This window comes from Spelaeicoccus albus (genome assembly GCF_013409065.1).
Taxonomy (GTDB): Bacteria; Actinomycetota; Actinomycetes; order Actinomycetales; family Brevibacteriaceae; genus Spelaeicoccus; species Spelaeicoccus albus.
Window position 1 is genome coordinate 2,468,991 of record NZ_JACBZP010000001.1, and the last position, 25,808, is coordinate 2,494,798.

Annotated in this window: 25 protein-coding genes; 14 read left to right on the forward strand and 11 right to left on the reverse strand. The window is 64.4% G+C overall.

Annotation, left to right across the window (positions count from 1 at the left end):
• The first annotated feature begins 42 nt into the window (after positions 1 to 42).
• Both BJY26_RS11430 and ilvA read left to right on the forward strand, forming a co-directional pair.
• A complete protein-coding gene (locus BJY26_RS11430; protein WP_179428379.1) occupies positions 43 to 1,446 on the forward strand; it encodes an AI-2E family transporter in 1,404 nt (467 codons plus the stop codon).
• On the forward strand, positions 1,439 to 2,692 hold the full coding sequence (ilvA, locus tag BJY26_RS11435; RefSeq protein WP_179428381.1) for a threonine ammonia-lyase: 1,254 nt from the start codon (positions 1,439 to 1,441) through the stop codon (positions 2,690 to 2,692). Before BJY26_RS11430 ends, ilvA begins: the two co-directional genes overlap by 8 nt.
• On the opposite strand, the gene greA is transcribed toward ilvA, so the two are convergent.
• Both greA and BJY26_RS19410 read right to left on the reverse strand, forming a co-directional pair.
• Positions 2,689 to 3,180 carry a transcription elongation factor GreA gene (gene greA, locus BJY26_RS11440; RefSeq protein WP_179428383.1) on the reverse strand — a complete coding sequence of 164 codons (492 nt, stop codon included), beginning with the start codon at positions 3,178 to 3,180 and terminating at the stop codon, positions 2,689 to 2,691. The genes ilvA and greA overlap by 4 nt on opposite strands.
• A gap of 150 nt (positions 3,181 to 3,330) precedes the next feature.
• Positions 3,331 to 3,756, reverse strand: coding sequence for a DUF4307 domain-containing protein (locus BJY26_RS19410; protein ID WP_179428385.1), 426 nt, complete (start codon positions 3,754 to 3,756; stop codon positions 3,331 to 3,333).
• A gap of 122 nt (positions 3,757 to 3,878) precedes the next feature.
• Between BJY26_RS19410 and mca the strand changes: the two genes are divergently transcribed.
• Positions 3,879 to 4,826 (forward strand): mycothiol conjugate amidase Mca, encoded by a 948-nt coding sequence (gene mca, locus BJY26_RS11450; protein ID WP_308191248.1) that lies wholly within the window; start codon positions 3,879 to 3,881, stop codon positions 4,824 to 4,826.
• A complete protein-coding gene (locus tag BJY26_RS11455; protein ID WP_179428387.1) occupies positions 4,823 to 5,116 on the forward strand; it encodes a hypothetical protein in 294 nt (97 codons plus the stop codon). The genes mca and BJY26_RS11455 overlap by 4 nt, the downstream gene beginning before the upstream one ends.
• Positions 5,117 to 5,146: 30 nt before the next feature.
• On the opposite strand, the gene trhA is transcribed toward BJY26_RS11455, so the two are convergent.
• Positions 5,147 to 5,812, reverse strand: coding sequence for a PAQR family membrane homeostasis protein TrhA (trhA, locus tag BJY26_RS11460; RefSeq protein WP_179428395.1), 666 nt, complete (start codon positions 5,810 to 5,812; stop codon positions 5,147 to 5,149).
• Between the two features lie 93 nt (positions 5,813 to 5,905).
• On the opposite strand from trhA, the gene BJY26_RS11465 reads away from it, so the two are divergent.
• The 7 genes from BJY26_RS11465 (at position 5,906) to phoH2 (ending at position 12,796) form a co-directional block, all read left to right on the forward strand.
• On the forward strand, positions 5,906 to 6,679 hold the full coding sequence (locus BJY26_RS11465; protein ID WP_179428397.1) for an isoprenyl transferase: 774 nt from the start codon (positions 5,906 to 5,908) through the stop codon (positions 6,677 to 6,679).
• A gap of 136 nt (positions 6,680 to 6,815) precedes the next feature.
• Entirely contained in the window at positions 6,816 to 8,099 is a 1,284-nt protein-coding gene (locus tag BJY26_RS11470; RefSeq protein ID WP_179428399.1) for an ABC transporter substrate-binding protein, read from the forward strand.
• Between the two features lie 49 nt (positions 8,100 to 8,148).
• The gene (locus tag BJY26_RS11475; protein ID WP_179428400.1) at positions 8,149 to 9,174 is read left to right on the forward strand and encodes a carbohydrate ABC transporter permease; all 1,026 of its coding nucleotides are present in this window, start codon (positions 8,149 to 8,151) and stop codon (positions 9,172 to 9,174) included.
• Positions 9,171 to 10,049, forward strand: coding sequence for a carbohydrate ABC transporter permease (locus BJY26_RS11480; protein WP_179428401.1), 879 nt, complete (start codon positions 9,171 to 9,173; stop codon positions 10,047 to 10,049). Before BJY26_RS11475 ends, BJY26_RS11480 begins: the two co-directional genes overlap by 4 nt.
• Positions 10,050 to 10,051: 2 nt before the next feature.
• Positions 10,052 to 10,261, forward strand: a complete 210-nt coding sequence (locus BJY26_RS11485) for a hypothetical protein (protein WP_179428402.1) — start codon at positions 10,052 to 10,054, stop codon at positions 10,259 to 10,261.
• Entirely contained in the window at positions 10,258 to 11,331 is a 1,074-nt protein-coding gene (locus tag BJY26_RS11490; RefSeq protein WP_179428403.1) for a LacI family DNA-binding transcriptional regulator, read from the forward strand. The genes BJY26_RS11485 and BJY26_RS11490 overlap by 4 nt, the downstream gene beginning before the upstream one ends.
• A 10-nt stretch (positions 11,332 to 11,341) precedes the next feature.
• Positions 11,342 to 12,796, forward strand: a complete 1,455-nt coding sequence (gene phoH2 / locus BJY26_RS11495) for an RNA 5'-3' helicase PhoH2 (RefSeq protein WP_179428404.1) — start codon at positions 11,342 to 11,344, stop codon at positions 12,794 to 12,796.
• A gap of 30 nt (positions 12,797 to 12,826) precedes the next feature.
• Here phoH2 and BJY26_RS11500 read toward each other — a convergent pair whose 3' ends face one another.
• From BJY26_RS11500 to BJY26_RS11530, 7 genes are all read right to left on the reverse strand, one after another.
• A complete protein-coding gene (locus tag BJY26_RS11500) occupies positions 12,827 to 15,160 on the reverse strand; it encodes an arylsulfatase (RefSeq protein ID WP_179428405.1) in 2,334 nt (777 codons plus the stop codon).
• Between the two features lie 34 nt (positions 15,161 to 15,194).
• Positions 15,195 to 16,187 (reverse strand): glycine betaine ABC transporter substrate-binding protein, encoded by a 993-nt coding sequence (locus tag BJY26_RS11505; protein ID WP_237248973.1) that lies wholly within the window; start codon positions 16,185 to 16,187, stop codon positions 15,195 to 15,197.
• 4 nt (positions 16,188 to 16,191) lie between these two features.
• Entirely contained in the window at positions 16,192 to 16,962 is a 771-nt protein-coding gene (locus BJY26_RS11510; protein WP_179428406.1) for an ABC transporter permease, read from the reverse strand.
• Positions 16,959 to 18,179 carry an ABC transporter ATP-binding protein gene (locus tag BJY26_RS11515; protein ID WP_179429932.1) on the reverse strand — a complete coding sequence of 407 codons (1,221 nt, stop codon included), beginning with the start codon at positions 18,177 to 18,179 and terminating at the stop codon, positions 16,959 to 16,961. The genes BJY26_RS11510 and BJY26_RS11515 overlap by 4 nt, the downstream gene beginning before the upstream one ends.
• A 52-nt stretch (positions 18,180 to 18,231) precedes the next feature.
• On the reverse strand, positions 18,232 to 18,873 hold the full coding sequence (locus BJY26_RS11520; protein WP_179428407.1) for an ABC transporter permease: 642 nt from the start codon (positions 18,871 to 18,873) through the stop codon (positions 18,232 to 18,234).
• A gap of 205 nt (positions 18,874 to 19,078) precedes the next feature.
• Complete coding sequence (locus BJY26_RS11525; RefSeq protein ID WP_179428408.1) at positions 19,079 to 20,506, reverse strand: class II fumarate hydratase; 1,428 nt, start codon at positions 20,504 to 20,506, stop codon at positions 19,079 to 19,081.
• A 65-nt stretch (positions 20,507 to 20,571) separates the two neighbouring features.
• Positions 20,572 to 21,201 (reverse strand): carbonic anhydrase, encoded by a 630-nt coding sequence (locus tag BJY26_RS11530; protein ID WP_179428409.1) that lies wholly within the window; start codon positions 21,199 to 21,201, stop codon positions 20,572 to 20,574.
• A gap of 159 nt (positions 21,202 to 21,360) precedes the next feature.
• On the opposite strand from BJY26_RS11530, the gene trpS reads away from it, so the two are divergent.
• Positions 21,361 to 22,407, forward strand: coding sequence for a tryptophan--tRNA ligase (trpS, locus tag BJY26_RS11535; RefSeq protein WP_179428410.1), 1,047 nt, complete (start codon positions 21,361 to 21,363; stop codon positions 22,405 to 22,407).
• A gap of 147 nt (positions 22,408 to 22,554) precedes the next feature.
• Here trpS and glpX read toward each other — a convergent pair whose 3' ends face one another.
• Positions 22,555 to 23,541: a class II fructose-bisphosphatase gene (gene glpX, locus BJY26_RS11540; protein ID WP_237248982.1), complete on the reverse strand. Its 987-nt coding sequence runs from the start codon at positions 23,539 to 23,541 to the stop codon at positions 22,555 to 22,557.
• A 207-nt stretch (positions 23,542 to 23,748) separates the two neighbouring features.
• Between glpX and BJY26_RS11545 the strand changes: the two genes are divergently transcribed.
• Both BJY26_RS11545 and BJY26_RS11550 read left to right on the forward strand, forming a co-directional pair.
• Positions 23,749 to 24,342, forward strand: a complete 594-nt coding sequence (locus BJY26_RS11545; RefSeq protein WP_179428412.1) for a DUF4245 domain-containing protein — start codon at positions 23,749 to 23,751, stop codon at positions 24,340 to 24,342.
• 2 nt (positions 24,343 to 24,344) lie between these two features.
• Positions 24,345 to 25,589, forward strand: coding sequence for a PQQ-dependent sugar dehydrogenase (locus BJY26_RS11550; RefSeq protein ID WP_179428413.1), 1,245 nt, complete (start codon positions 24,345 to 24,347; stop codon positions 25,587 to 25,589).
• Positions 25,590 to 25,808 lie beyond the last annotated feature (219 nt).

The following is a 25,808-nucleotide window of genomic DNA, read 5'->3' on the forward strand; positions in this document are numbered from 1 at the left end:
GCCGGGCCCGAACACGGGCGCCCGGTCAGTACACTGGGGCAGATGAACTCCAAAGAGCGCTCGCGCGGTAAATTGCGGGCCACTTGGTCGCGATTGACCGCCCGCACCGACGAATCCCGCCCGGACCGCTCCGGCGGGGTTTCGGCCGCCAGGGCCGATTCACGCCGGGTCCCGGCGGCCGGCCCACCCGACGAACGCATGGGCGAAGCGCCATACGTGCCGTACGGCCTGCGACTGATGGGTGCATGGGGTTGGCGACTCATCGTGCTGGTGGCCGCCGCCGCCTTGCTGATCACGGGGCTCAGCTACGTCACGGACATTTTCATTCCGCTGCTGATCTCCCTGCTGTTCGCTGCGCTGCTGAGCCCCATGGTCGACTTCCTGCAACGACACGGCTGGAAGCGCGGGCTGGCGACCGGGGCCGTCTTCGTCGGCGCAATAGTGATCGTGGCGGGGTTGTTGACGCTCGCCGGGCAGCAGATAGTCACGGGCTTTTCGGCCCTGAGCGACCAGGCGATCGCCGGTTACAAGTCGGTTGTTCAATGGCTGCAATCGGGACCGTTCGGGCTGAGCACCGACCAATTGGCCAACGTGATGAACAATGTCGTCGACCAGGGCGAGAAGGCGTTCAAGTCCAACTCGAACGAGATCATCGGCGGGGCGCTCAGCGCCACCAGCACCGCGGGCCACATCCTTGCCGGCGGCGCCATCACCTTGTTCGCCACGTTCTTCTTCCTGCTTGACGGTCGCCGGATCACCCGGTGGCTGCTGCGAATGCTGCCGGCTCGGGCCCAGCAACGCGCGACCGGCGCCTCCTTGCGCGGCTGGATCACGCTCGTGCACTACGTGCGCATCCAGATCGCCGTCGCATTTACCGACGCCGTCGGTATCTCGATCGGTGCGGCAATCCTCGGCGTGCCGCTCGTGGTGCCGTTGGGCATTCTGGTGTTCATCGGTTCCTTCATTCCGCTGGTCGGCGCCATTGTCACGGGCATCGTGGCGGTACTCATCGCCTTGGTCGCCAAGGGATGGGTCATTGCGTTGATCATGCTGGCGGTCGTCGTGGCGGTTCAGCAGCTCGAAAGCCACGGACTGCAGCCGTTCATGATGGGCAAGGCCGTCTCGGTGCACCCGTTGGGCGTCGTCATCGCCGTCGCGGCCGGCAGCTTCCTGCTCGGCATAGTCGGCGCGCTGTTCGCCGTACCGTTCGTGGCCGTGGCCAACTCGTTCATCTCCTATCTGGTCGGCAAGGATCCGTTCCCGGACAAGCAGCTCGATTCGGGGAAGGACGTTCCGGCCGACGAAACGCCCGTCGCGGACGTCGGCAAGCCGGTCGCCGCTCGGCGCGGCAGCACGGACGAACCGCCCGGCGAGACGGCGGACGAACCGGCCGGCGAGACGGCGGACGAACCGGCCGGCGAGGGCACGCAGCACCACGATGGTTGACCTTTCCGACATTAGGGACGCCGCGGCCCGGTTGCAGGGCACTATCGCCGCCACGCCGCTGGAACGCTCCAGGGCGTTGTCGGGCGGTCCTGTCGGCAGCGTGTATTTGAAATGCGAGAACCTCCAACGCACCGGTTCGTTCAAAATCCGCGGCGCCCTGAACCGCATCTCGCGGCTGAGCGACTCCGAACGCGGAGCCGGAGTCGTTGCGGCGTCCGCCGGCAACCATGCGCAAGGAGTGGCGCTCGCGTCGGCGCTGGAAGGCACGGCGGCGACAATCTTCATGCCTGAGGGCGCGGCGTTGCCGAAGATCGCTGCAACCGAGAGCTACGGAGCCGAAGTCAAGATCGCCGGCTCCAATGTCGATGAGGCGATGGCCGCAGCGAAAGACTTCGCCGACACGACGTCCGCCATGCTGATCCCGCCGTTCGACAACCACGACATAGTGGCGGGCCAGGGCACTGTCGGCCTCGAGATCCTCGATCAGCTGCCGACGACTTCGACAATAGTGGTGAGTCTGGGCGGAGGCGGATTGCTTGCCGGAATCGCCTGCGCCGTGAAATCGCTTGCCGCCGAACACGGCAGGACCATCCGCGTGGTCGGCGTCCAGGCCGAAGCGGCAGCGGCCTGGCCGGCGTCCCTGGAAACCGGGCGGCCCGTCGCGCTGGCCGGCATGGACACCATGGCCGACGGAATTGCCGTCGGCCGCCCGGGCGATATCCCGTTCGAGCTGATCCGCAGGCTTGTCGACGACGTGGTGACGGTCAGCGAGGAAGCGCTGTCCTCGGCGTTGCTGCTGTTGCATGAGCGGGCCAAGTTGACGGTCGAGCCGGCAGGAGCGGCAGCCGCGGCCGCCGTGATGGAACGCCCGCGGGACGTGGCGGGCTCGAACGGCTCGGCGGGCGGGGACACGGTAGCGGTCGTCTCCGGCGGAAACATCGACCCGCTGCTCATGCTGCGCTTGCTGCGCCACGGGCTTTCGGCGGCCGGCCGCTATTTGCATCTGACCGTGCGAATCCCCGACCACCCGGGCGCTTTGGCCGGATTACTCGAGGTGCTGGCCGCCCACGACACGAATATTTTGGAGATCTCGCATGTGCGTACCGGACGTCGTCTGGGTGCCCACGAAGTGTCGGTCGACCTGCAAGTAGAAACCCGCGGCGCCGATCATTGCCGCACTGTCATTGCGGCGATCGGCGCCGCGGGTTACGCGGTGCACGTGGAAGAAGGCGACCGGGAGGTTTAGTCCTCGTACGGTTTCGCTTCGACGATTTCAACGGGAATGTCCTTGCCGTTGGGCGCGCGATACTTGGTCGATTTACCCGATTTCAGGCCGTTCACCGCTTCACCGAGCGGCGACTTCTCGCTGAACACGTCGAGCTCGGAATCTCCGGCCAGTTCACGGTTTCCGAGGAGGAACGTCATCTTGTTGCCGTTGACCTTGGCCGTCACCACCATGCCGGGCTCCACGACCCCGTCGTCCGCCGGAGAAGCACCGACCTGGGCATGGCGCAAGAGGGTTTCCAACTGACGCACGCGAGCCTCACGCTTGCCTTGCTCCTCGCGGGCCGCGTGGTATCCGCCGTTCTCCTTCAGATCGCCCTCTTCACGGGCCGCCTCGATCTTCTTGGCGATCTCCATGCGTCCCTCGCCGGTGAGATATTCGTGCTCGGCCTGCAGACGGTCGTAGGCTTCCTGGCTCAACCAGGTGACTTCGCTTTGTGCCTCGGTCATCGGGATACTCCTTGAACAAGAGATTGCTGCAAATGAAAGCCCCGGGCCACGGCCGGCCCGGGGTTATTAGCTGAACTATGACCATAACAAGCTTAGTCGGTAAACCCAAAGACCAAGAAGGCTCCGTTACCGATTTGTGGCCGTGAGGGCCTATTTGTCGCCGCCGTCGCCGAACCAGCATTTGTCGATCCCGCCGTTGACGGCCAACTGAGTTGTTCGGACAGTCTCGTTGAATACGGCCGGCCGGCTGGGGTCGCGGTCCGGATCCGGCGGCACGCTGACTTCCAGATAACCCACGACACCGTATTCGCTGTTCAGTGCTTGGATCGCGCAATGGACTGTGCGATCGGTGTCCGGCAGCACGGATACCGAGACGTTCGTCTTCGAGGCATCGACAACCGTGAACGACAGGTCCTTGCTGACCGGCGACGCATCCCGCCCGTCCAGGGTCAGCCAGCCGATGAACACGACGCCCAAGGCGAAAACGGCTATCACGATTGCCGTCCCCCACGGGAATCCGCTTCTCCGTCGCACGCCGTAGCGGTCGGAGAGATCGGCTGACGCCGGGGTGCTCACGTGCTGCTCCTCGTGGACAATATGATGGGAGAAGGCTCCAATCCGGACGACGGAAGCGGAGCAACTGACGATTCCTACGATACCGGCCCGCGACGAGCGGGTTCGCAGCGCATGAACACCGAGTGGCTGCGGGAGAGATGGACGACGTGAAATACGACGGTATGCGGCTGATGGCCGTGCACGCCCACCCGGACGACGAGTCCTCGAAGGGGGCGGCCACGATGGCCAAATACGCGGCCGAGGGTGCTGAGGTACTCGTGGTCACGTGCACCGGCGGGGAAGCCGGCGATATTCTCAATCCGGCAATGAAACTCAGCCCCATGGCCGGACGCGACATTGCGGGGCTTCGGCGGATGGAAATGGCCCACGCGGCGGAGATCCTCGGCGTCGAACACCTGTGGCTCGGCTATGTCGATTCCGGGCTGCCGGAGGGCGATCCCAAGCCCGATCTTCCGCCGGGCAGTTTTGCACTTGTCCCGCCGCATATCGCCGCGACCCCGCTGGTCACGGTGTTGCGCGACTTCCGTCCGCACGTGGTCACCACGTACGACGAGAACGGCGGGTATCCGCACCCCGACCACATCATGACGCACACCGTCACGATGGCGGCACTCAGCGCTGCCGCCGACCCGACGGTGAACCCGGAACTGGGCGATCCATGGCAGGTCAAGAAGGTGTACTACAACCAGGACTTCCACTTGCGAAAGTGGACAGCCATCCACGAAGGCCTACTGGCTCGCGGTGAAAAGTCTCCGCTGGGCGAGATGATCGAGCATATGCAATCGCGGGCCGGCGCCGACGAGCGTCTGCACCGCGCCGTCACGACATCGGTGCCGTGCGCCGACTATTTCGAGACCCGCGAGCGTGCGCTTTTGGCGCATACTACTCAAATTGACCCGGACGGCGGGTTCTTCCGGATTTCGCGCCAGCTCCAGGCCGAGCTGTGGCCCACCGAGGAGTTCGAACTGGCCGTCGACTTCACGTCGCGCCCGCCGCTGGACGGCAATACCGACGAACTCGAGTCCGACTTGTTCGCCGGCATCGTCGACGTCGGAAGCGTGCAATCGTGAGCGTGAACGGCCTCTTGCTGATGGCGGCCTCCACGCCGAGTCCCATCCCGAGCGACAAGGTGCCCGATGCCTCCAAAGTCTCGCCGGGGCTGCCCGGGTTCATCATGATCTTCTTGCTGGCGGTCGCCGTGATCCTGCTGGCCACTTCAATGAACAGGCGGATCCGGCGGGTCAAATTGCGCGGGGAGCAAATGGAGGCCTCCGAGCGCGCCGCCGACGAGAACGAGCCCGACGACGGTGACACCGACAACCGATCCGATGCGGGGCCGGACGACGGCCGTCACCCCTAAGACGTCGACGAGGACGTGACGGCACACGGGTTAGACGGCTGCAACGAGGATTCCCGCATACTGAGTCAAGAATCCGGCGATGGTGAGCGAGTGGAACACCTCGTGAAACCCGAAGTACCGCGGCGCCGGATCGGGCCGTTTGAAGCCGTACACGATGGCGCCGAGGACGTAACAAGCTCCGCCGGCCAGCAAGAGTGCCCCGGCCGCGGGCGAGGCGCGGAAGAACGCCGGTAGATACCCGATGCCGGCTACCGCCATTCCCACGTAAACAGGCACGTACAGCCAGCGCGGCGCGCCAACCCAAAAAATGCGGAACGCGATTCCCGCGGCCGCCGCCGACCAAATGATTGTCAACAGGATTTCGGCGCTTCCGGTCGGAAGCAAGAGCAGCGCGACGGGCGTGTACGTGCCGGCGATGATCAAGAAGATGTTCGAGTGATCCCAGCGGCGCATCCAGACGGCCACCCGTCCGGACCAGGTACCGCGGTGGTACACGGCCGATGTGCCGAACAACAGCGCGGCAGTCACGGTGAAGATCACCGAAGCGATCCTGCTGGGCAGGGTCGGGGCGATCACTATCAGCACGATGCCCACGGCAACCGCGACCGGGAACATCGCGGCGTGCAGCCAGCCGCGCAGTTTCGGCTTCGCCGGCCGCACTGTACCGCCCGAACCGGAGAAGGTATCGGCCTGCATGCGGTTATTCTAACGTCGGGCACGCCGAGTTCGGCAGCGGTGCCGCGGGGACGTAATCTTGAACCCGGCACCGATGGAAGGACTGACGACGCGATGGGACTGAGGCGCCACCTGTACAGCGCATACGAGCGCGGCATGCTTCGCTCGCTTTTGCGCGAGGCTCCCGAAGAACTCCCGGCGCACGTCGCGGTGATCATCGACGGCAACAGGCGGTGGGCCAAGCTCTCCGGCGCGCCGGCACGGCACGGCCACCTGGCCGGCGCCGAAAAGATCCCGGACTTCCTGCGCTGGTGCGAAGAACTCGGCATCAAGGTCGTCACGTTGTACCTGCTGTCGAACGACAACTTCGTCAAACGGTCGCCGGCCGAACTTTCCGCGCTGACCGAAATCATCTCGGACGCAGTCGACCATATTGCCGCCACCGACGTGTGGCGGGTGCACCCGGTGGGGGCACTCGACCTGCTGCCGGCCGATTTGCACGCCAAACTCGACGGACTGGCCGAATCCACTGCCGAGCGCACGGGCCTGCACGTCAACGTGGCAATCGGCTACGGCGGCCGGCTGGAGATCTCCGACGCGATCCGTTCGCTGCTGCGGCACTATGCCGCCGAGGGGCTGACCCTTGCCGATGCCGCCGATCAGGTCACCCCCGACCAGATTGCCGAACACCTCTACACCAAGGGGCAGCCGGATCCCGACCTGATCATCCGCACATCGGGGGAGCAGCGGCTCTCCGGGTTCCTGCTCTGGCAGAGCGCCCATAGCGAGTTTTACTTTTGTGAGGCGTATTGGCCCGCATTCCGCCGAGTCGACTTCTTCCGCGCCGTCCGCTCCTATGTGGCGCGCGAACGTCGATACGGCGCTTGATCACTGCTCTTTTACCTTTCGCCGCGACCCTCCATGTAAGCGCTTGCGCAAAGCATCGGACGATAGTACTGTGACGTGCACCACGTGAGCGGTCCCCCGGCTCACGGTCAGTCAGAACTCGATGAAGAGGTGCACTATGGCGACATCCAAAGCGGCCCCGTTGGCAGGTCTTGCGGCAATGGCACTGCTGCTCACCGCGTGCTCCGGCTCGGGAGGATCCTCGAGCGGCGACAGCGGACCGCAATCGGAGAATTTGGGTGAGCGCGGGCCCATCACGTACGTCCAGGGCAAGGACAACAACAACGTCGTCCGGCCGCTGGTGAAGAAGTGGAACAAGGCTCACCCGAAGGAAAAAGTCACCTTCAAAGAGCAATCCGATAACGCCGATCAACAGCACGACGACCTCGTTCAGCACTTCCAAGCCAAGACCGACGACTACGACGTCGTGGACGTGGACGTGATCTGGACCGCCGAATTCGCCGCCAAGGGCTGGCTACAGCCGCTGACCGGCAAGATGGCCATCGATACGAAGCCGCTCATGCCGGCAACCGTCAAGACCGGCGAATACAACGACACCCAGTACGCGGCCCCGCAAACCTCCGACGGCGCCCTGCTCTTTTACCGCAAGGATCTGGTGAAGCAGGCCCCGAAGACGTGGGACGACATGATGGCCGATTGCAAGATCGCCAAGAAGAAGAACATGGGCTGCTATGCCGGGCAGTACGCAAAATACGAAGGGCTGACCGTCAACGTCTCGGAAGCCATCAACACCGCGGGCGGATCCATCGTCGGCAAGGACGGCAAGACCCCGACCTTGAACACCCCCGAAGCCAAGAAGGGCCTGCAACGGCTGGTCACGGCCTACAAGGACGGAAATATTCCCAAGCAGGCAATCACCTACCAGGAAGAGCAGGGCCGCCAGGCGTTCGAAGCAGGCAAGCTGATGTTCCTGCGCAACTGGCCGTACGTGTACTCGCTGGCGAAGACCGACGGATCGTCCAAAGTGAAGAACAAGTTCGGGATCGCGCCGATACCCGGCGAGGACGGCCCCGGCGCCGGGACTCTGGGCGGCCACAACGCCGCCATCAGCGTGTATTCAAAGCACAAGGCCACGGCGCACGACTTCGTGAAGTTCCTGGAGAGCGAGGAAACGCAGAAATTCTTCGTCACGCAGGGATCGCTGGCGCCGGTGCGCACGGACCTGTACGACAACAAGGAGCTGAACAAGAAGCTGCCGTACCTGTCCACGCTGAAGACGTCGATCCTGAACGCCGTCCCGCGCCCGGTCAGCCCGTTCTACCCGGCCATCACGAAAGCCGTGCAGGACAACGCCTATTCGGCGATCAAGGGCGAAAAGAGCGTCTCGAAGGCGCTGAAGAACATGCAAGCGGCCATCAAGTCGGCCGGATCCGGCTCCTAAAGCCGTCAGGGGGCGGGGCGCAACGCCCCGCCCCACCCAAGGAGCTCTCATGGCTGGCATCGATCTTGATCCGGCGACGCCCGAGTTGGCGCCGACCGGGAAGAAGCGCAAATACATCAACTCCGGGCACGGCAAACGCGCAGCCCTGTTGATAGCCCCGACAGTCGTCGTCCTTGCGATAGTCATCGGCTATCCGATAGTCAGCGCCGTCGTGTTGTCGCTGAAGAAGGATTCCGGACTCGACCCGTCAACCGGGATGTTCGTCCAGGGCGGATTCGCCGGGGTCGACAACTATGTGCACTGGCTTTTCCAACGTTGCACGTCCGCCGACGGCCAAGCGGGCGCGTGCCCACCCGGCAATCTGGGCGCACAATTCTGGCAGTCCACCGGAATCACCTTCTTCTTTGCGGCTGTGACGGTCAGCCTGGAAACGGCGTTCGGCCTCTGGATGGCCGTGATCATGAACCGCAGTTTTGTCGGCCGGGGCCTGCTGCGCGCAGCGGTTCTCGTCCCGTGGGCGATTCCGACCGCCGTCACGGCAAAACTCTGGTACTTCATCTTCGCCTACAACGGCATCGCCAATAAGCTGCTGCACACGCATATCCTGTGGACCGGCGACGAATGGCCGGCCCGGTTCGCCATCATCTTGGCCGATGTGTGGAAGACCACCCCGTTCATGGCTCTTCTCATCCTTGCGGGCCTGCAAATGATCCCGACCGACGTCTACGAAGCGGCAAAGGTCGACGGCGCGAGTGCCTGGCAACGATTCACGTCCATCACCATGCCGTTGGTCAAGCCGGCCCTGATGGTCGCAGTTCTGTTCCGCGTGCTGGATGCGCTGCGGATGTACGATCTGCCGGCCATTCTCACCGGCGGGGGAGGCGGGTCCGGCAACGCCACCACCACGTTGTCCATTCTCGTGGTCGACCAGATCAAACAAGGGTTCAACAGTGCCTCGGCGTTGTCCACCATCACGTTCGTGCTGATTTTCCTCGTGGCGTTCTTGCTGGTGAAGGTCACGGGGGCGTCGGTCGTGGACAACCCCGACCAACCGAAGAAGGAGGCCCTGCAATGAGCGTCCTGGAAACCGGCGCGCCAAGGCGCTTTGAACGGCGGGGCGGAATCGACTGGCAGTCGGTCCGCACGTACGGTGGCGTGGTTGTCATCGTCGTCTGGTGCCTCGCCCCGTTCTACTGGATGATGGTCACTGCCTTCCGCGACGTCGGCTACACGTTCGACACGGCACTGTGGCCCACCCACGTGACGTTGGACAACTTCGCCACGGCATTCGACACCTCGATGGGCAATCATTTTGCCCGGGCATTGGGCAACAGCTTCTTCATCGGTGCCTGCACAACCGTGATCGGGCTGCTTGTCGGCACTTTCACGGCGTACGCCTTGGCACGGATGCAGTTCCGGTTCAAGTCGATAGTCCTTGGCGTCGTCCTGGGCGCGTCGATGTTTCCGGGCGTGGCGATCGTGACGCCGCTCTTCCAACTGTTCACCGAGATCCATTGGATGGGCACGTACCAGGCGCTCATCATCCCGAACATCTCGTTCGTCCTCCCGCTGACGGTGTACACGCTGACGTCGTTCTTCCGCGACATGCCGTGGGAACTGGAGGAATCGGCGCGAATGGACGGTTGTACGCCGGGCCAGGCATTCCGCAAGGTGATCCTGCCGCTCGCCACGCCCGCGTTGTTCACGACGGCGATCCTGGCGTTCATCGCGTCGTGGAACGAGTTCTTGATCTCCTCGCTGCTCTCCAGCGACAAGACGCAGCCGGTCACTGTGGCGATTGCGCAGTTTGCCGGCGCCCAACCGCACCAGGAACCGTACACGGCGGTGATGGCCGCCGGAACAATCGTCACGGTGCCGCTTGTCGTACTCGTCCTCGTCTTCCAACGCCGCATCGTGTCCGGCCTGACGGCAGGTAGCCTCAAGGGGTGACAATGAACAGGATCGAACGCGCGCGTGCGTCGTCGAGACGGCAGTTCCTCGACGTACTCATCGGCTTCGTCGGCTTCTTCGGCATCGTGGTGTTCGTGGCAACGGTAGCGGCCGAAATCACGGGGCGGCCGGCGCTGTCCTGGGCGCTGGGGTTATTGGGAATCGTCGCCGTCGAACTTGCGCTCGTGACGGCACGGCGTCGCACGCAATGACGGGAAGGGCGCGGCAGCCGCCGCGGATCCAGGACGTCGCTCGCCTCAGCGGGGTCTCGACCGCGACGGTGTCGCGTGCGTTGCGGGGGCTGCCGCGGGTCTCCGAGGCCACTCGCCGGCGCGTGCAAGGCGCGGTCGACCAGCTTGGCTACGTTGCGTCGTCCGAGGCATCGGGATTGGCAGGCGGCCGCACCGAATCGGTCGGTGTCATAGCGCCCTACGTCAGCAGGTGGTATTTCAGCTCGGTGCTCGAAGGGATCGACGCCGAACTGCGCAGCCAAGGATTCGACCTTGTCCTGTACAACTTGGGCGGATACCAGCAAAACCGGTCGCGCGTGGTCGATCGCGCCATGCTGAGGAAGCGCATCGACGCGCTGCTGGTCATGTGCTTGACCCTGTCCGAGACCGAGGTGGCCGCGCTGGGCGAATTGCACTACCCGACATTGGTGATCGGCGGCACGGTGCCCGGATTCCGCAGCGTCGGTATCGACGACGATGCCGCCGCCACGACCGCCATGAGACATTTGCTCGACCTCGGGCACCGGCGGATCGCGTATATCGGCGGCGCCAATGAAGAAGGCATGTCGTTTGACGTGCCCGAGACGAGGCGTGCCGTCTACATCCGCGAGATCGCTGCCGAGGGGCTCCGGCCGGAACCCGGCTGGCTGCAGTCCGGCGCGTTCACGGTGACTGGAGCCATGGCCGCCATGCAGCGCATTCTTGCCGCGCCGGTGCGGCCGACCGCGGTGTTCGCGGCCTCCGACGAAATGGCGTTCGGAGCCATCAGCGTGTTGCGGGCGCACGGCCTCACGGTGCCGGGGGACATGTCCGTGATTGGCATCGACGACCACGAAATGTCCGCGGCCATGAACCTGACGACAGTGGCGCAGGACCCGCTCGCGCAAGGACGGCTCGCGGCCGCCGAGGTGCTCGCCGACGTGACGGGCACCGATGCGACAGCCCGGCAACGAGCAGACAGGGTGGGAAAGATCGTCACCGACAGTCATCTTGTTCGGCGAGGCTCCACCGGCGTGGCACACCCGGATCAGGGGCGCGGTCGCCTAGCGTGAGCGGTATCGGATGCACGACGCATCCGGTCGGGAGGTTCCTCGTGAGTTTGCTCATGGCATCGGGGGCCGGACCGGCCTCCATGCGGGGGCCGAGTCCCGTCCACCACTAGCCAGGCCGGGCGAGTCCGGCCGAGGAGACATCGTGACCGAAGAAAATACGGAAACAGTCGCCGAACCGGTGAAGACGTACGTACTCGACACGTCGGTCCTCTTATCCGATCCGCATTCCCTGGCCCGTTTCGCCGAACACGCGGTGGTGCTGCCGGCGGTGGTCGTCACGGAACTCGAAGCCAAACGCGAACATCCCGAGCTCGGCTATTTCGCCCGCAGCGCGCTGCGGCTCCTGGACGAGTTGCGGATGGAATTCGGCAGACTTGACGAGCCCGTCGCCGTCAATGACGATGGCGGCACAGTGCGCGTTGAGCTGGGCAACACCGACCAAACGGCGCTGCCCATGGGTTTCCGGTTAGGCGACGCCGATGCGCGAATTCTCGCAGTGGCCGCCAATTTGGACGCCGCCGGTGCCAACATCGTGGTGGTGAGCAAGGATCTGCCCTTGCGTATCAAGGCATCGACGCTTGGCCTGCCGGCCGAGGAGTACCTGGCCGAACTGGCTGTCGATTCCGGGTTCACCGGGATGGCCGAGATCGAGGTCACCGGCGAGCAGATGACGGAGCTCTACGGTTCCGGCAGCGTTGAATCGATCGAGGCGGCCGAGCATCCGGTCAATACCGGGCTCGTCCTCCTGTCCGGCACGGGGTCCGCGCTGGGCCGGGTCACGGCCGACAAACAAGTGCGGCTCGTGCACGGTGATAAGGAGGTCTTCGGCGTGCGCGGTCGGTCGGCCGAACAACGCATCGGCATCGACCTGCTGCTCGACAGACAGGTGGGCATTGTGTCGTTGGGCGGCAGGGCGGGAACCGGTAAATCGGCTCTCGCGCTCTTGGCCGGGCTCGAAACGGTGCTGGAACGCCGCGCCCACCGCAAGGTGATGGTCTTCCGCCCGCTGTACGCGGTCGGCGGCCAGGAGCTTGGCTATCTGCCCGGCTCCGAGGGCGAAAAGATGAACCCGTGGGCCCAAGCGGTATTCGATACGCTCGGCGCGCTTGTCAGCCCCGAAGTGATTGACGAAGTGCTCAGCCGCGAACTGCTCGAGGTGCTTCCGCTCACGCACATTCGCGGCCGCTCGCTGCATGACGCTTTCGTGATAGTGGACGAAGCCCAGTCGCTGGAGCGCAACGTGTTGCTCACCGTGCTCTCGCGGATCGGCCAGAACTCGAAGGTCGTGCTGACGCACGACGTCGCACAACGCGACAACTTGCGCGTGGGACGCCATGACGGCGTCGCGGCAGTCATCGAACGGTTGAAAGGACATCCGTTGTTCGGACACGTCACGTTGACCAGGTCCGAACGCTCGCCGATCGCCGAATTGGTGACTCGGATGCTCGAGGGCACCACGTTATAGGGCGCGGGACGTGCTATTGGTGAGCGAGTGCTATTGGTGAGCTAACAGGCGCCGTGCCGTATCGGCCGGTGTCTCGGGCTCGGGTTCGCCGTCCAGATCGATCCGTACCGACTCGATCGCGCCGGTGAACGCGTTGCCGCGCGGCCCGTAATCGTCGCTGACCGGGGTGCCCGTATCCACTCCGATGTTCAAAGTCTCGTCGAACGAGAAATAGTACGCGGTCGTGCGCTCGGCACGCCCCGAAGCGACCTCGCGGCCGTCCACGGCCAAGCTGATCGTCGCACCCTTGCCGAGCCCGCCGCCGTCATAGTCGAACCGGCAGGCGATTTCGACGTCGCCCGACGGCACGGCGTCCGGCGCCTGGATCTTGTACAGATCGCGGCCGTAGCAGTTGTACGCATACGTCGGTTTGCCGTCGGACAGGTAGAGCGACCATCCTCCGAACCGGCCGCCTTGAGCGATCAGCACGCCGTCGCCCGGGGCGCTCACGCGCGCCGTCACGGTGTGCGTACGATTCTTCACGTTCAGCGTCGATTCCTCACTGAACCTGCCCATGCCCGCCCGATACGTGATGGAGCGGCGGTCGCCGTGCAGATCGAGCCGACCCGCCTCGGCCGGGTTCTCGCGCTCGGTCACCCGGTCGTCGAGCGGGAACACCTGGTATTTGGCAGCCTCGATGAGGAACAGACGCTGCAGCTCGGCGAGCTTGTCGGGGTACTGCTCGGCAATGTCGTGCGCTTGCGTCCAGTCCCGCGTCGTGTCGTACAGTTCCCACTGGTCGTCCTCGAAAGCCGGAAGCCCGTCGGGAACCATTTGCCACGGAATACCGTGCCTTGTCACGGCCGTCCAGCCTTCGTGATAAATACCGCGATTGCCGCACATCTCGAAATATTGTGTCCGATGCCTCTCGGCGGCGTCCGGCTCATTCATCGAATACAGCATGCTGACGCCCTCAATGGGCTGTTGCGCCGTGCCGTTGACCGTCGTCGGGTGGGGGAGACCCGCTGCTTCCAACAGGGTCGGGACGACGTCGATCACGTGATGCCACTGATGGCGCACCTCGCCGGGACGCTTCATATGCGCACCCCACCGCATGATCATGCCGTCGCGTGTGCCGCCGTAATGCGAGGCGACCTGCTTGGTCCACTGATACGGCGTGTTCATGGCAAGCGCCCAGCCGACCGGGTAGATGCCGTAACCGGACGCATCGCCGAACGTGTCCATCTCGCCGGCCATTGTCGCCGTGTCATCGGCATGGCCGTGCCCGACAAGATGTTCGCGAGTCGTCCCCTCGATGCCGCCTTCGCCCGACGCGCCGTTGTCGCCGAGGATGTACACGATGAGCGTGTTGTCGAGCTGGCCCAATTTGTCGAGTTCGTCGACCACGCGGCCGACCTGTGAGTCCACGTGTTCGGCGAAACCGGCGTATGTCTCCATGAACGCGCCGGCAACGCCGCGTTCTTGGTCATCCAGCTCGTCCCAATGCGGCACGTCGCCCGGCCACGGGGCTAGCTCGGCGGACTCGGGGACGACGCCGAGCTCCTTTTGCCGGGCGAGGGTCCGCTCCCGCTGGGCGTCCCAGCCGGCGTCGAACCGACCGCGATATTTCTCCCGCCATTCGGGGGCGACGTGGAACGGCGCGTGGGTTGCTCCGTAGGCCAGGTACGTGAAGAACGGCTTGTCCGGGGTCAGCGTCGTCTGCGTGCGGATCCAGTCGATGGCGTTGTCGGTGAGGTCCTCGGACAGGTGATACCCGTCGTCCGGCGTCCGCGTCGGCTCGACGGGCGTGGTGCCGTCATAAAGCTGCGGATACCAATGGTTCATCTCGGCGCCCATGAAACCGTAGAACTTGTCGAAACCCTCGCCGGTCGGCCACCTGTCGAAGGGGCCCGATGCGCTGACCTCGCGCGGCGGCGTCTGATGCCATTTGCCGAACGCCGCGGTGCTGTAGCCGTTCATCCCGAGCGTTTGCGCAATCGTGGCTGCCGACGCCGGGCGGAACCCCGTGTATCCGGGAGCCGAGGTGGCCATTTCACTGGTGACGCCCATGCCGACCGAGTGGTGATTGCGGCCGGTGAGCAGCGCTTGCCTGGTCGGAGAGCACAGCGCGGTGACGTGGAACCGGCTGTACTTCAAGCCGTCGGACGCCAGCTGCTCGGCCGTCGGCATCTCGCACGGGCCGCCGAACGAACTGGACGCGCCGAAACCCATGTCGTCGATGAGAACCAGGACGATATTCGGCGCCCCGTCCGGCGGCGAGATCGGGGAGCGACGGCCGAACTCTTCGGTCTGGTCGCGGATCCCCATTGCCGTGGTCGGATTGCTTTTGTGCTCGGGCAGCGGCAGGACGTCGCGACTTGGCATGCTTCTCTCTTCCGGAATTTCGGGGCAGGTGCGCTTACGGCTTCTTGATGAAGCCCTTCTTCACCATCCAATCAAACGCCACATTGGCCGGCTCTTCGCCATCGACGTCGACCTTGCGGTTGAGCGTTTGCATCGTGCTGGTCGTGATGTGCGGCGCGATCTGCCCGAACACCTTCTTCAACTGCGGATACTGCTTGAGCGTTTGCGAGTTGACGATCGGCGTGGCGTTATAGGCCGGGAAGAAGTGCTTGTCGTCTTTCAACACTTGCAAATTCAGCGACGCGATGCGGCCATCGGATGCAAAGACCTCGCCGAAGTTGCACAGGCCCTTGGCAGTTGCCGAATAAACCGCGCCGGTGTCCAAGATCTTGACGTTCGAATTCGGCACGCCCTTGGGAGTTCCGCGTTTGATCCCGTACTTCTTGAGCATCGGGTTCATCCCGTCGGAGCGTGAATTGAACTCGGACTCGACGCAGAACGTGCGCTCCTTGACCGGCAGGTCGGCAATTTGGGACAGCTTGGTGATGCCGTCCAGCTTCTTTTTGTTCGACGCCTTGATGGCGATGGCGTAGGTGTTGTTCAACGGCGCCGGCTTCAGCCACGTCAGCCCGTTCTTCTTATCGGCCTTCCGCACGGCCAGCCACTGCTTGTGCTGGTTCGGGATGCCGTGCGCCTTGTTCATATACGTCAGCCATGCGGTACCCGTGTATTCCCACGTCATATCGCCTTTGCCGGACAGCATCAGGTCTCGAACCGGCTGGCTTCCGGGCACGTCGGTCATGTCCTTGACCTTGAAGCCGGCGGCTTCGACCGCCAGCACGGCCATCTTGGCAAGGATCAGCTGTTCGGTGAAGTTCTTGCCGACGATCGTGAGCTGAGCGTCGTCCGGCAGGCCCGAGATCTCCTTGATGGTGCCGGGAGCGACCTTGGGCACGTACGCGGTGGCCGGTGACAGCCCGCAGCCGCCGAGGACCAGGGTGGCTGCTGCGGCGATTCCTGCGAGGGTGCGGCGGGAAAATAGCTTCACGGCTTCAGAGTCCCTTCGGCTTGGCGATGTGTTCCACGACACCGCCGAGCCAATCGATGAGCAGGGCGAGCAGCGCAGTCAACAACGCACCGGAAATGAGTACACCGGGCAAATTCAAATTGATTCCGGTGGTGATGAGAATGCCGAGTCCGCCGCCGTTGATGAAGGTGGCGAGAGTAGCGGTCCCCACCAGCAACACGAGCGCCGTGCGGATGCCGGCCAGCATGATCGGAATTGCCAGCGGCAGTTCGACACGGACCAGCACGGAGAATGCGCTCATCCCCATGCCTCGTCCGGCTTCGACGAGACGGGCATCGACGGCGTCGAGGCCGACCATCGTGTTACGCAGTACCGGCAGCAGCGCGTAAATGATGAGCGCGACGATCGCCGCCCACTTGGAAAATCCCATTCCGAACGCCAGCAGGACGATGATGCCGACGGCCGGCGCGGCCTGGCCGACGTTGACGATTGCCAGCACCGGTCCGGTCAGGAATCGCAGCGGGCCGCGCGTCAAGAGGATGCCCAGCGGAATGGCGATGATCAGCACGATGACGGCGGACACGAACGTCAAGAACAAGTGCTGGAGCGTGTCGGACCAGAGTGCGCTCGGGTTCATCGTGTTCCACGCCGTTGGGCTGAAATCGGCGTTGAACCACCAAATGAGATACAGGGCGAAGATGACAGCCACGGCGAGCGGTTGAATGATCAGCCCGCGCCAGGATTTCGCTCCGCCGGCCGACGAGGCTTTGGTCTCGACACTTGCTGTGTTGCTCACCGGAGCTCCTCGGCAGAGCCGGTCTCATTGCCCGATTGGCCGGCGGGCTCGTCGACCGTGGCGATCGAGCCGGTGTTGATGCCGATGGGCGAATCCTCGTCGGAGGCGTTGGCTGCGGCTTCGCGTGCGGCGGTGATGGCTGTCATCACGGTTTCGACGTCGATGACGCCGAGCAGCTTGTCGCGATTGCCCGTCACGAGCGCGGCGCCGGCGCTGGAGACCAGCATGGTGTCGAGCGCATCGTTGAGTGTTGCCCGGTTGCCCACGATGGGGAGTTTGGGGTCGGTGTGCTCTTCGATGACGTTGATGCGGCTGAGTTGGCGCCGGGTCAGCCACTGACGCGGTCTGTCGCGGTCATCGACGACCACCACGTGTTCGTGCCGAGCTTCTTCGACGAGTCGCAGCGTGTCCTTGGCGTTGTCACCGGGCCTGGCGCGCACGCAATCATGCAATTCGACGTCGTCCACGCGGGCCAGGGTGAGCTGCTTGAGGCCGGCACCCGAGCCGATGAAGCTTTCGACGAATTCGCTGGCCGGCTCGGCGAGAATGCGCTCGGGAGTGTCGTACTGCACGATCTCGGCACCTTCGGAGAACACGACTATCCAATCGCCGAGCTTGACTGCCTCGTCGAAGTCGTGGGTGACGAAGACGATTGTCTTCTTCACTTCGCTTTGGATGTGGATCAGCTCGTCCTGCAGCCGTTGGCGCGTGATCGGGTCGACGGCGCCGAACGGCTCGTCCATCAGCAGCACCGGCGGATTTGCCGCAAGCGCCCGGGCCACGCCGACACGCTGCTGCTGGCCGCCGGAGAGTTCTTTCGGGTACCTGTCGCGGTAGACGGCTGGGTCGAGTGAAATCAAGTCGAGGAGTTCATCGACCCGGTCGGCAATGCGCTGTTTGTCCCAGCCGAGCATCTTCGGCACCATGCCGATGTTCGTCGCGACAGTCATGTGCGGAAAGAGGCCGCCGGCCTGGATGACGTAGCCGATGCGCCGGCGCAATTCATCGCCGTTCATGTTCGTCACGTCTTCGCCGCCCAGCACGATGCGGCCTTCGCTCGGCTCGATGAGCCGGTTGATCATCTTGAGCGTCGTCGTCTTACCGCAGCCCGACGGGCCCACGAGCATGACGATCTTGCCGGCCGGGATCTGCAGGGTGATGCCTTCGACTGCCGGCTTCGCTTGTCCTGGATAGCGCTTGACCACCTGGTCGATCATGATCTCGGCGCCGGCGACCTCCGCGGAGGAATCGGAAACGGGAACTGTTGTATTAGACACGGATACCTCGCGAAATAGTCAGGCGGCCAAGGCCGACGAGTAGCAGGTCGAGTATGAACGCAAGAATGATCACGCCGACGACTCCGATGATCACCGAGTTCAGCGAATTCGCGCCGCCGAGCCGGGACAGGCCGGAAAAGATGAAGCCGCCGAGACCCGGCCCGAGCGCATAGGCCGCGACCGCCGCGATGCCCATCACCATTTGTGCCGACACGCGCACACCGGCCAGGATGACCGGCCACGCGACCGGCAGCTCGACGCGCAGGAACGTGCGCATCCGGCTCATGCCGATTCCGCGCGCCGACTCGACGAGCGATTGATCGACGTTTGCCAGGCCGACCACTGCGTTGCGCAAAATCGGCAGCGCGGCAAAGAATGTGACGACGATGACCGCCGGAGTCACGCCGAAACCGATCGGCGCCACGAGAAGGCCGATCAAGGCGAACGATGGAATCGTCAGCCCGATGGCCGACACGCTGTTGGCAAGCCCGATCAGCGAAGCCTTGCGGTAGACGAGCGCGGCAAGGATGACGGAGATGATGGTAGCCAAAACGACGCACTGCACCACAAGACTGAAATGCTGCCAGGACGCAAATGCGATTTGCCCGGAGCGGCTCGTCACAAAATCCCACATAGGTATCGCGTCCTTACGAAACATCAAGAGTTCAAGCAGGTTCTATTAAGACTTCAATCACGGTATCGGGTCAGCGCGCTCTTGGCTAGCACCATGAGTCTCACCGACCACACCCGTTACCCGGCCCCGGCCCGGTATGAGCGGCAGGTAGCCGACAAAAAATTCGGCCCCGCGCATCGAGTGCGCGGGGCCGGAAATGGCGTGGTCAGGCGTGTGGCGGCCGGGTCATCGACAGCACGTCGAGGGCCGCGTCGAGCTGTTCCTCGGTGACTTCGCCGCGGGAGACGTACCCGAGGTCGATCACCGATTCGCGCACCGTCAGACCGTCCTTGACGGCATGCTTGGCGACCTTGGCGGCCTCTTCGTAACCGATGACGCGGTTGAGCGGCGTCACGATGGACGGCGACGATTCGGCGAGCTTGCGCGCTTGCTCGACGTTCGCCTGCAAATCGTCGATCGTCTTCTCGGCGAGCACGCGGGTGCCGTTGGACAGCAATCGGATCGACTCGAGCACGTTGCGCGCCATGATCGGAATCTGCACGTTGAGCTCGAACGAACCGGAGGCGCCGGCCCACGCCACCGTCGCATCATTGCCGATCACTTGGGCCGCCACCATGAGCACCGCCTCGGGGATGACCGGATTGACCTTGCCCGGCATGATCGAGCTGCCCGGCTGCAGATCGGGCAGGGCGAGCTCGCCCAGACCGGTGTTGGGTCCCGAGCCCATCCACCGCAGGTCGTTGTTGATCTTGGTCAAGCTGACGGCGATGGTGCGTAAGGCGCCCGAGATCTCCACGAGACCGTCGCGAGCCCCCTGGGCCTCGAAATGATTGCGCGCTTCGGTGAGCTTCAGCCCGGTGTCCTCGGACAAGAGTTCGATGACGCGCGAGGAGAATCCGGCCGGTGTGTTGATTCCGGTGCCCACGGCGGTGCCGCCCAACGGGACCTCGGCCACGCGCGGCAGTGCTGCCTCGACGCGTTCGATACCGTACCGGATGGCGGCGGCGTATCCGGAGAACTCCTGGCCCAAGGTGACGGGCGTGGCATCCATGAGGTGCGTGCGTCCGGATTTCACCACCGACGCGTAATCGTCGGCTTTGCGCTCGAGCGATGTCGCGAGCACATCGAGCGCCGGGAGGAGATCGCTCGTGGCAGCTGCCGTCGTCGCGACGTGCACGGACGTCGGGAACACGTCGTTGGACGACTGCGACATGTTGACGTGGTCGTTCGGGTGCACCTCGTCGTCCGACCCGGCCGCGGCAAGCGCACGCGTGGCAAGCGTGGCGAGCACCTCATTGGCGTTCATATTGGACGATGTGCCCGAACCGGTCTGAAAGATGTCGATCGGGAAATCGTCGTCGTGCTCGCCGCGGATGACCTCTTCGGCGGCGGCGACTATTGCGTCGGCCCGTGCACGGTCCAGGATGCCGAGTTCGAGATTAGCCTTGGCGGCCGCCTTCTTCACCCGCGCCAGCGCTTCGATGTGGCTGCGCTCGAGGCCCGTGCCGGAGATCGGAAAGTTGTCGACGGCACGCTGTGTTTGCGCGCGATAGAGCGCGTTGGCGGGTACGCGAACCTCGCCCATCGTGTCGTGTTCAATACGGTAATCGCCGGATACATTCGATTCGGTCATGGCACGCTTTCTGTTTCGTTCGGCATATGTGCACGGCTCGCGCGGTGGCGCGAGGGGACGCTACTTCACAGGTTACCGATGGTGGTGACGACGTGAGCCTCCCCATCGCGCAGACTGTACGTCACACCGGCAATGGCGAGCCTTCCGGCGTCCACGGCCGCCCGGAGCGACAACGAGCGTTCCGGTAGCAACTCGGCAGTGTGCTTGGTATGAACGGCGACCATTGAATTGATGTCGGCAGGGTCGACGCCGTCCTTTTGCGCAGTCAGCACGTTCGGCAGGATGCGCGCCACGAGGTCGGACATGAATCCGCCGGGGCTGGTGCCCGAGAGAATCGTGTCGCGGGCGGCGGTGACTGCGCCGCATTCGTCGTGGCCCAGCACGACGAGCAGCGGGATGTCCAGGATGTCGACGCCGTATTCCAGCGTGCCCATCACCCCGGTGTCGGCGACCTGGCCGGCGGTGCGCACCACGAACATGTCTCCGAGACCGACGTCGAAGATCAACTCGGCCGCCACTCGCGAGTCCGAACAGCCGAACAGCATCGCGAACGGATGCTGCTGATCTTGCAGGTACTCGCGGCGGTCGGCCCCTTGATTGGGATGGTCCGGCGTGCCCGCCGTGAAACGCTTGTTTCCGGCGGCCAAGCGCGCCCACGCATCGGCAGGTGTCGGCTGAATTTGAGTCGAAGTCATACGGTAATCTTGCCACCATGTTCAATTCGCCCTGCGTGGTCACGCCAATTCAGTGGTGGCAGTAGGTCTGCGGCACCGCGAGCTAACATCCGGCTGCCCGCGCGGCGGCCTTTCCCGGTCGGTGACGTGCGGCGGCTCCCAGTCAAAGGAGCGACATTCATGACCCGATCGACTTTCGACGTCGCAGTCGAACGAAGCGACGCGCTGTGGGGGCGCATCCAGAAGAACCCCGAGGGGCTGCGCGTACTCACCGGCGACAGGCCGACCGGCCCACTCCACCTGGGGCATTACTTCGGCACGCTGGCCAACCGCGTGCGCCTGCAACGCGCCGGAGTCGACGTGTTCCTGGTGATCGCCGACTATCAGGTCATCACCGACCGCGAGGATGTCAGCTCGATCAAGCAGAACGTCCGCGAGCTCATGCTCGACTATCTGGCGGCCGGAATCGACGAGAAGACCGCGACGATCTTCACGCACAGCGCAGTGCCGGCGCTCAACCAATTGATGCTGCCGTTCCTGTCGCTCATGTCGGCCGCCGAGCTACGGCGCAACCCGACGGTCAAGGCCGAATCCGAGGCCGTTGGCGGCTCGCTCAGCGGGCTGCTGCTCACATACCCGGTGCATCAAGCCGCCGACATCTTGTTCTGCGGGGGCAATGTCGTTCCCGTCGGACGCGACCAACTCCCGCACCTGGAAACCACCCGGCTGATCGCCCACCGGTTCAACGAACGGTACGGGAAGGTGTTCGCCGAACCCGACGCCTTGCTGTCCGAGACGCCCCTGCTGCTTGGCACCGACGGCGGCAAGATGAGCAAATCGGCACATAACTCGATTGCGCTGGGTGCAAGCGAAGACGAGACCACGGCGTTGATCCGCCGCGCCAAGACCGACAGCGAACGCGTCATCACGTACGACCCGGAGTCTCGCCCCGAGGTGTCGAACTTGTTGCTGGTGGCCGCCCTCTGCCAGGGGCGTGACCCCGCCGAGATCGCCGAAGAGATCGGGGACGCCGGATCGGGCGCCCTCAAGAAGCTGGTCACCGAAAGCGTGAACGAGTTCCTTCGGCCCATGCGCTCCCGTCGAGCCGATCTGGCCAAGAACCCGGACTATCTGTGGTCGGTGCTACGGGCGGGCAACGAACGCGCAAACGCCATCGCCGACACGACACTTGACGACGTCCGCCGGCACATGGGCATGTCGTACTAGTCGGCGCACGAACTGCCCCCGCGCATCGAGTGGTGGCGAACGGCTGCAAATTTGCAAAATTTTCAGCCATTCGCCACCACTCGATGCGCGTACTGGGGGTATGCGGCGGTCGGGTTGGGGGTACGCGGCGGTCGGGGTGTCCCGCCTTCAAGATTGCAGGCGCTTGTCCCGCTGGGCGGCCCGCAACGCCGCATCGACGTAAGCGCGCGTCTTTTCCGGCCGGTGCTCGGCCGTGACGGTGCGCACCGTGCCCGAACGCGAACGCATGACGAGCGAATTCGTGTAGACCCTGTCCCTGGTGTAGCGCACGCCGCTGAGCAAATCGCCGTCCGTGATGCCGGTGGCGACGAAATAGCAGTTGTTACCGGTGACGAGATCGTCGGTGCTGAGCACATCGGTCAGGCTCAGCCCTGCGTCGGAGGCCTTTTGCTTCTCATCGTCGGACTGCGGCCACAGCCGGCCCTGGATGACGCCGCCGATGGCCTTGACGGCACACGCCGCAATGATGCCTTCCGGGGTGCCTCCGATTCCGAGGAGCAGGTCGATGCCGGTGTTCGGCCGCGCCGCCGCAATCGCACCGGCCACGTCGCCGTCTGTGATGAAGCGGATGCGCGCCCCGGCGGCTCGCACCTCTTCGGTGATCTGCGCATGGCGAGGACGGTCCAACAGCACCACCGTCACGCCGGAAGCGTCCACGCCCTTGGCCTTGGCGACACGACGGATGTTCTCGCCGATCGGAAGGCGCAGGTCGACGACGTCCGCGGCATCGGGGCCGGCGACGAGCTTTTCCATGTAGAACACGGCGGAGGGATCGTACATGGCGCCGTCCTCTGTCACTGCCATGACGGAGATCGAGTTGGGCATGCCGAGCGCCGTGAGGCGGGTGCCGTCGATCGGGTCGACTGCGACATCGCAGCGCGCGCCCTCGCCGTCCCCGATGTGCTCGCCGTTGAACAGCATGGGCGCTTCGTCCTTCTCGCCCTCGCCGATGACGACGGTTCCGTTCATGCGAACCGATGAGATGACATTGCGCATGGCGGCCACTGCCGCGCCGTCCGCGGAATTCTTGTCGCCGCGTCCGACCCACGGGCCCGCCGCAATGGCCGCCGCCTCGGTCACGCGGACCAACTCCATGGCCAAGTTCCGATCCGGTTCGTCGTCACTCACGTGCAGGCGCTCGGACCAATCATCGTTGACGACGACTGCCTGGTTGTCCTCGATGCGTCCGGAGGGGTGGGCGGCTTGCGGGGTACTGGATTCGTCAGTCATACGGCCATTCTGCCACCCGGGCGCCGCGGCGGGCGGTTCGCGTCGAATCGTTATTCGCGGGATGATGGTTTCGTGAGTTATCGTCAATCCGCCCCGCCGCAGTCCGGTCAGCCGGAGTCGCCGCCGAAACTGACGCACCGGCAGCAGCAAGCGCGTGCCACGACCCTCCAACTGGTGCTGGCGCTTGCGGCCTGTTTCGTCGTGCTGTTTGGAGTGCTGGCCTTGGTTCCGCACAAGGACACCGGCTTCACGCCGCCCACCATTGACGTGTCCGCCAGGGCGAAGGCCGCTGCGCCGAAGGCGGACTTTCCGCTGGCACAGGCCCATATGAAGGGGTGGAAGGCGAATGCCGTCAGCTTCAAACATACGGGCGATGCAGGCGTGCCGACCTGGTACGTGAGCTATCTGGGGCCGGACGACGGATGGCTGAGCGTCAAGCAGGCCGCGCACGCGCCGTCCGGCTGGGCAGCCGATCAGTACGGCAAGTCGGTCGCGACGGGTAACCGTACCGTCGACGGCGTCAAATGGAAGCTGCGTACCACCGGCTCCGACGGCAATCAGTACATGATCGGAAAAGTCGACGGCATCACTTATGTGTTGATGGGCCAAGCGGACCTGCCGCAGTTCGATACCTTTGCGAAAGATCTGCTGGCCAGCGTGAAGTAGACATGACTGCTGGAGGGGGACGGCCGCTGACGATTGCCTCCACGGCATCCGCCGTGACGGCAGTCTCCCGTGCCTTCGCCGCGATCGCCGCTGGGTTCATGGCTGCCGTGCTTGTCGGGTGCAGCGGGGGAGCGGAAACGACGCCGACCGGGAGCGCGGCCGAATCGGGGCCCGCGGACGGACCTGCAGCAGGCTCCGCGCGGACGTCAGCGCTCGTCGGTCGCATCACCACTCCATGGGATGCGGCGTTTTTACCCGGCGGCAAGGCACTTGTGACGTTGCGCGACGCCGCCCGGGTGGTCCTGGTCGACGTCGACGGCAGCGTGAAGCGCGTTCCGGCGGGCGGGCATCACGGCCGCGTGCCGAATGTCGTCAACGGCGGCGAAGGGGGACTGCTCGGCATCGCCGTGGCCGACTCGTTCGAGCGGAATCACTACGTGTACATGTACCGGACGACGTCGACGGGCAACGAAGTAGTACGGATGACGCTGCAGTCCGGCACGCTCGCCGATCCGCGGATAGTTCTTCGCGGCATCGAATCGTCGACGCATCATAACGGGGGCGGGCTCGGGTTCGGCCCCGACGGCAAGCTGTACGTCAGCACGGGTGACGCCGAACAGCGGAGTCTGTCGCAAAAGCTCGGATCGATGAACGGTAAGATCCTCCGCATCAACGCCGACGGATCGGTGCCGGATGACAACCCGTTCTCGTCATCCCCGGTCTATTCGCTGGGCCATCGCAACGTCGAGGGATTCGGATGGGACGGCCGCGGCCGAGTGTGGGCGAGTGAATTCGGCGAGAACACCTGGGATGAGCTCAATCTCATCCGAGCGGGCAAGAATTACGGATGGCCGGACGTCGAAGGGGTTGGCGACGATCCGAAGTTCGTCAACCCTGTGATGACGTGGTCGACCGCGGACGCTTCGCCCAGCGGCGTGGCAGTGCGGTCGGGCGGCGTGTACTTGGCGGCCCTGCGCGGCGAAAGGCTCTGGTACGTGCCGTTTACCGGCCGCGGTGGTAACGGGGAGAGCAGCGCCGGGGAGAGTGGTGCCGGGGAGAGCAGCGCCGGGGAGAGCAGCGCCGGGGAGAGTGGTGCCGGAAATGGCGAGTCCGTCGGTGCTGCGAAGGCGTACTTCACCGGCAAGTTCGGCCGACTGCGCAATGTGGTAGTCGCACCGGACAAGTCGATGTGGCTCTTCACCGACAACGGCGAGGCCAGCAAAATCATCCGCGTCACCAACCTCTGACCCACCTGCCTTCCCGCGCCGCTTCCCGCCTCCCGCGTCGTATCGTTCCTCTCGCGCTGCTCTTCCGCGGGCCGAGTGGTGGCGAATGGCTCACGATCCCCGTCGAGTGGTGGCGAATGGTCATTAAATCAAGGATTTAACGACCATTCGCCACCACTCGATCAACGAAACGAACTGAAAGAAAAATAATTCGAATAAATATCACTATACCCCTGGCGG

Excerpts from the sequence above, each read along its gene's own strand:
- BJY26_RS11430 (WP_179428379.1), top strand. The coding sequence starts at position 43 with ATGAACTCCAAAGAGCGCTCGCGCGGTAAATTGCGGGCCACTTGGTCG.
- ilvA (WP_179428381.1), top strand. The coding sequence starts at position 1,439 with ATGGTTGACCTTTCCGACATTAGGGACGCCGCGGCCCGGTTGCAGGGC.
- greA (WP_179428383.1), bottom strand. The coding sequence starts at position 3,180 with ATGACCGAGGCACAAAGCGAAGTCACCTGGTTGAGCCAGGAAGCCTAC.
- trhA (WP_179428395.1), bottom strand. The coding sequence starts at position 5,812 with ATGCAGGCCGATACCTTCTCCGGTTCGGGCGGTACAGTGCGGCCGGCG.
- BJY26_RS11465 (WP_179428397.1), top strand. The coding sequence starts at position 5,906 with ATGGGACTGAGGCGCCACCTGTACAGCGCATACGAGCGCGGCATGCTT.
- BJY26_RS11470 (WP_179428399.1), top strand. The coding sequence starts at position 6,816 with ATGGCGACATCCAAAGCGGCCCCGTTGGCAGGTCTTGCGGCAATGGCA.
- BJY26_RS11475 (WP_179428400.1), top strand. The coding sequence starts at position 8,149 with ATGGCTGGCATCGATCTTGATCCGGCGACGCCCGAGTTGGCGCCGACC.
- BJY26_RS11480 (WP_179428401.1), top strand. The coding sequence starts at position 9,171 with ATGAGCGTCCTGGAAACCGGCGCGCCAAGGCGCTTTGAACGGCGGGGC.
- BJY26_RS11485 (WP_179428402.1), top strand. The coding sequence starts at position 10,052 with ATGAACAGGATCGAACGCGCGCGTGCGTCGTCGAGACGGCAGTTCCTC.
- BJY26_RS11490 (WP_179428403.1), top strand. The coding sequence starts at position 10,258 with ATGACGGGAAGGGCGCGGCAGCCGCCGCGGATCCAGGACGTCGCTCGC.
- phoH2 (WP_179428404.1), top strand. The coding sequence starts at position 11,342 with ATGCACGACGCATCCGGTCGGGAGGTTCCTCGTGAGTTTGCTCATGGC.
- BJY26_RS11500 (WP_179428405.1), bottom strand. The coding sequence starts at position 15,160 with ATGCCAAGTCGCGACGTCCTGCCGCTGCCCGAGCACAAAAGCAATCCG.
- BJY26_RS11515 (WP_179429932.1), bottom strand. The coding sequence starts at position 18,179 with ATGATCGACCAGGTGGTCAAGCGCTATCCAGGACAAGCGAAGCCGGCA.
- BJY26_RS11520 (WP_179428407.1), bottom strand. The coding sequence starts at position 18,873 with ATGTGGGATTTTGTGACGAGCCGCTCCGGGCAAATCGCATTTGCGTCC.
- BJY26_RS11525 (WP_179428408.1), bottom strand. The coding sequence starts at position 20,506 with ATGACCGAATCGAATGTATCCGGCGATTACCGTATTGAACACGACACG.
- BJY26_RS11530 (WP_179428409.1), bottom strand. The coding sequence starts at position 21,201 with ATGACTTCGACTCAAATTCAGCCGACACCTGCCGATGCGTGGGCGCGC.
- trpS (WP_179428410.1), top strand. The coding sequence starts at position 21,361 with ATGACCCGATCGACTTTCGACGTCGCAGTCGAACGAAGCGACGCGCTG.
- glpX (WP_237248982.1), bottom strand. The coding sequence starts at position 23,541 with ATGGAGTTGGTCCGCGTGACCGAGGCGGCGGCCATTGCGGCGGGCCCG.
- BJY26_RS11550 (WP_179428413.1), top strand. The coding sequence starts at position 24,345 with ATGACTGCTGGAGGGGGACGGCCGCTGACGATTGCCTCCACGGCATCC.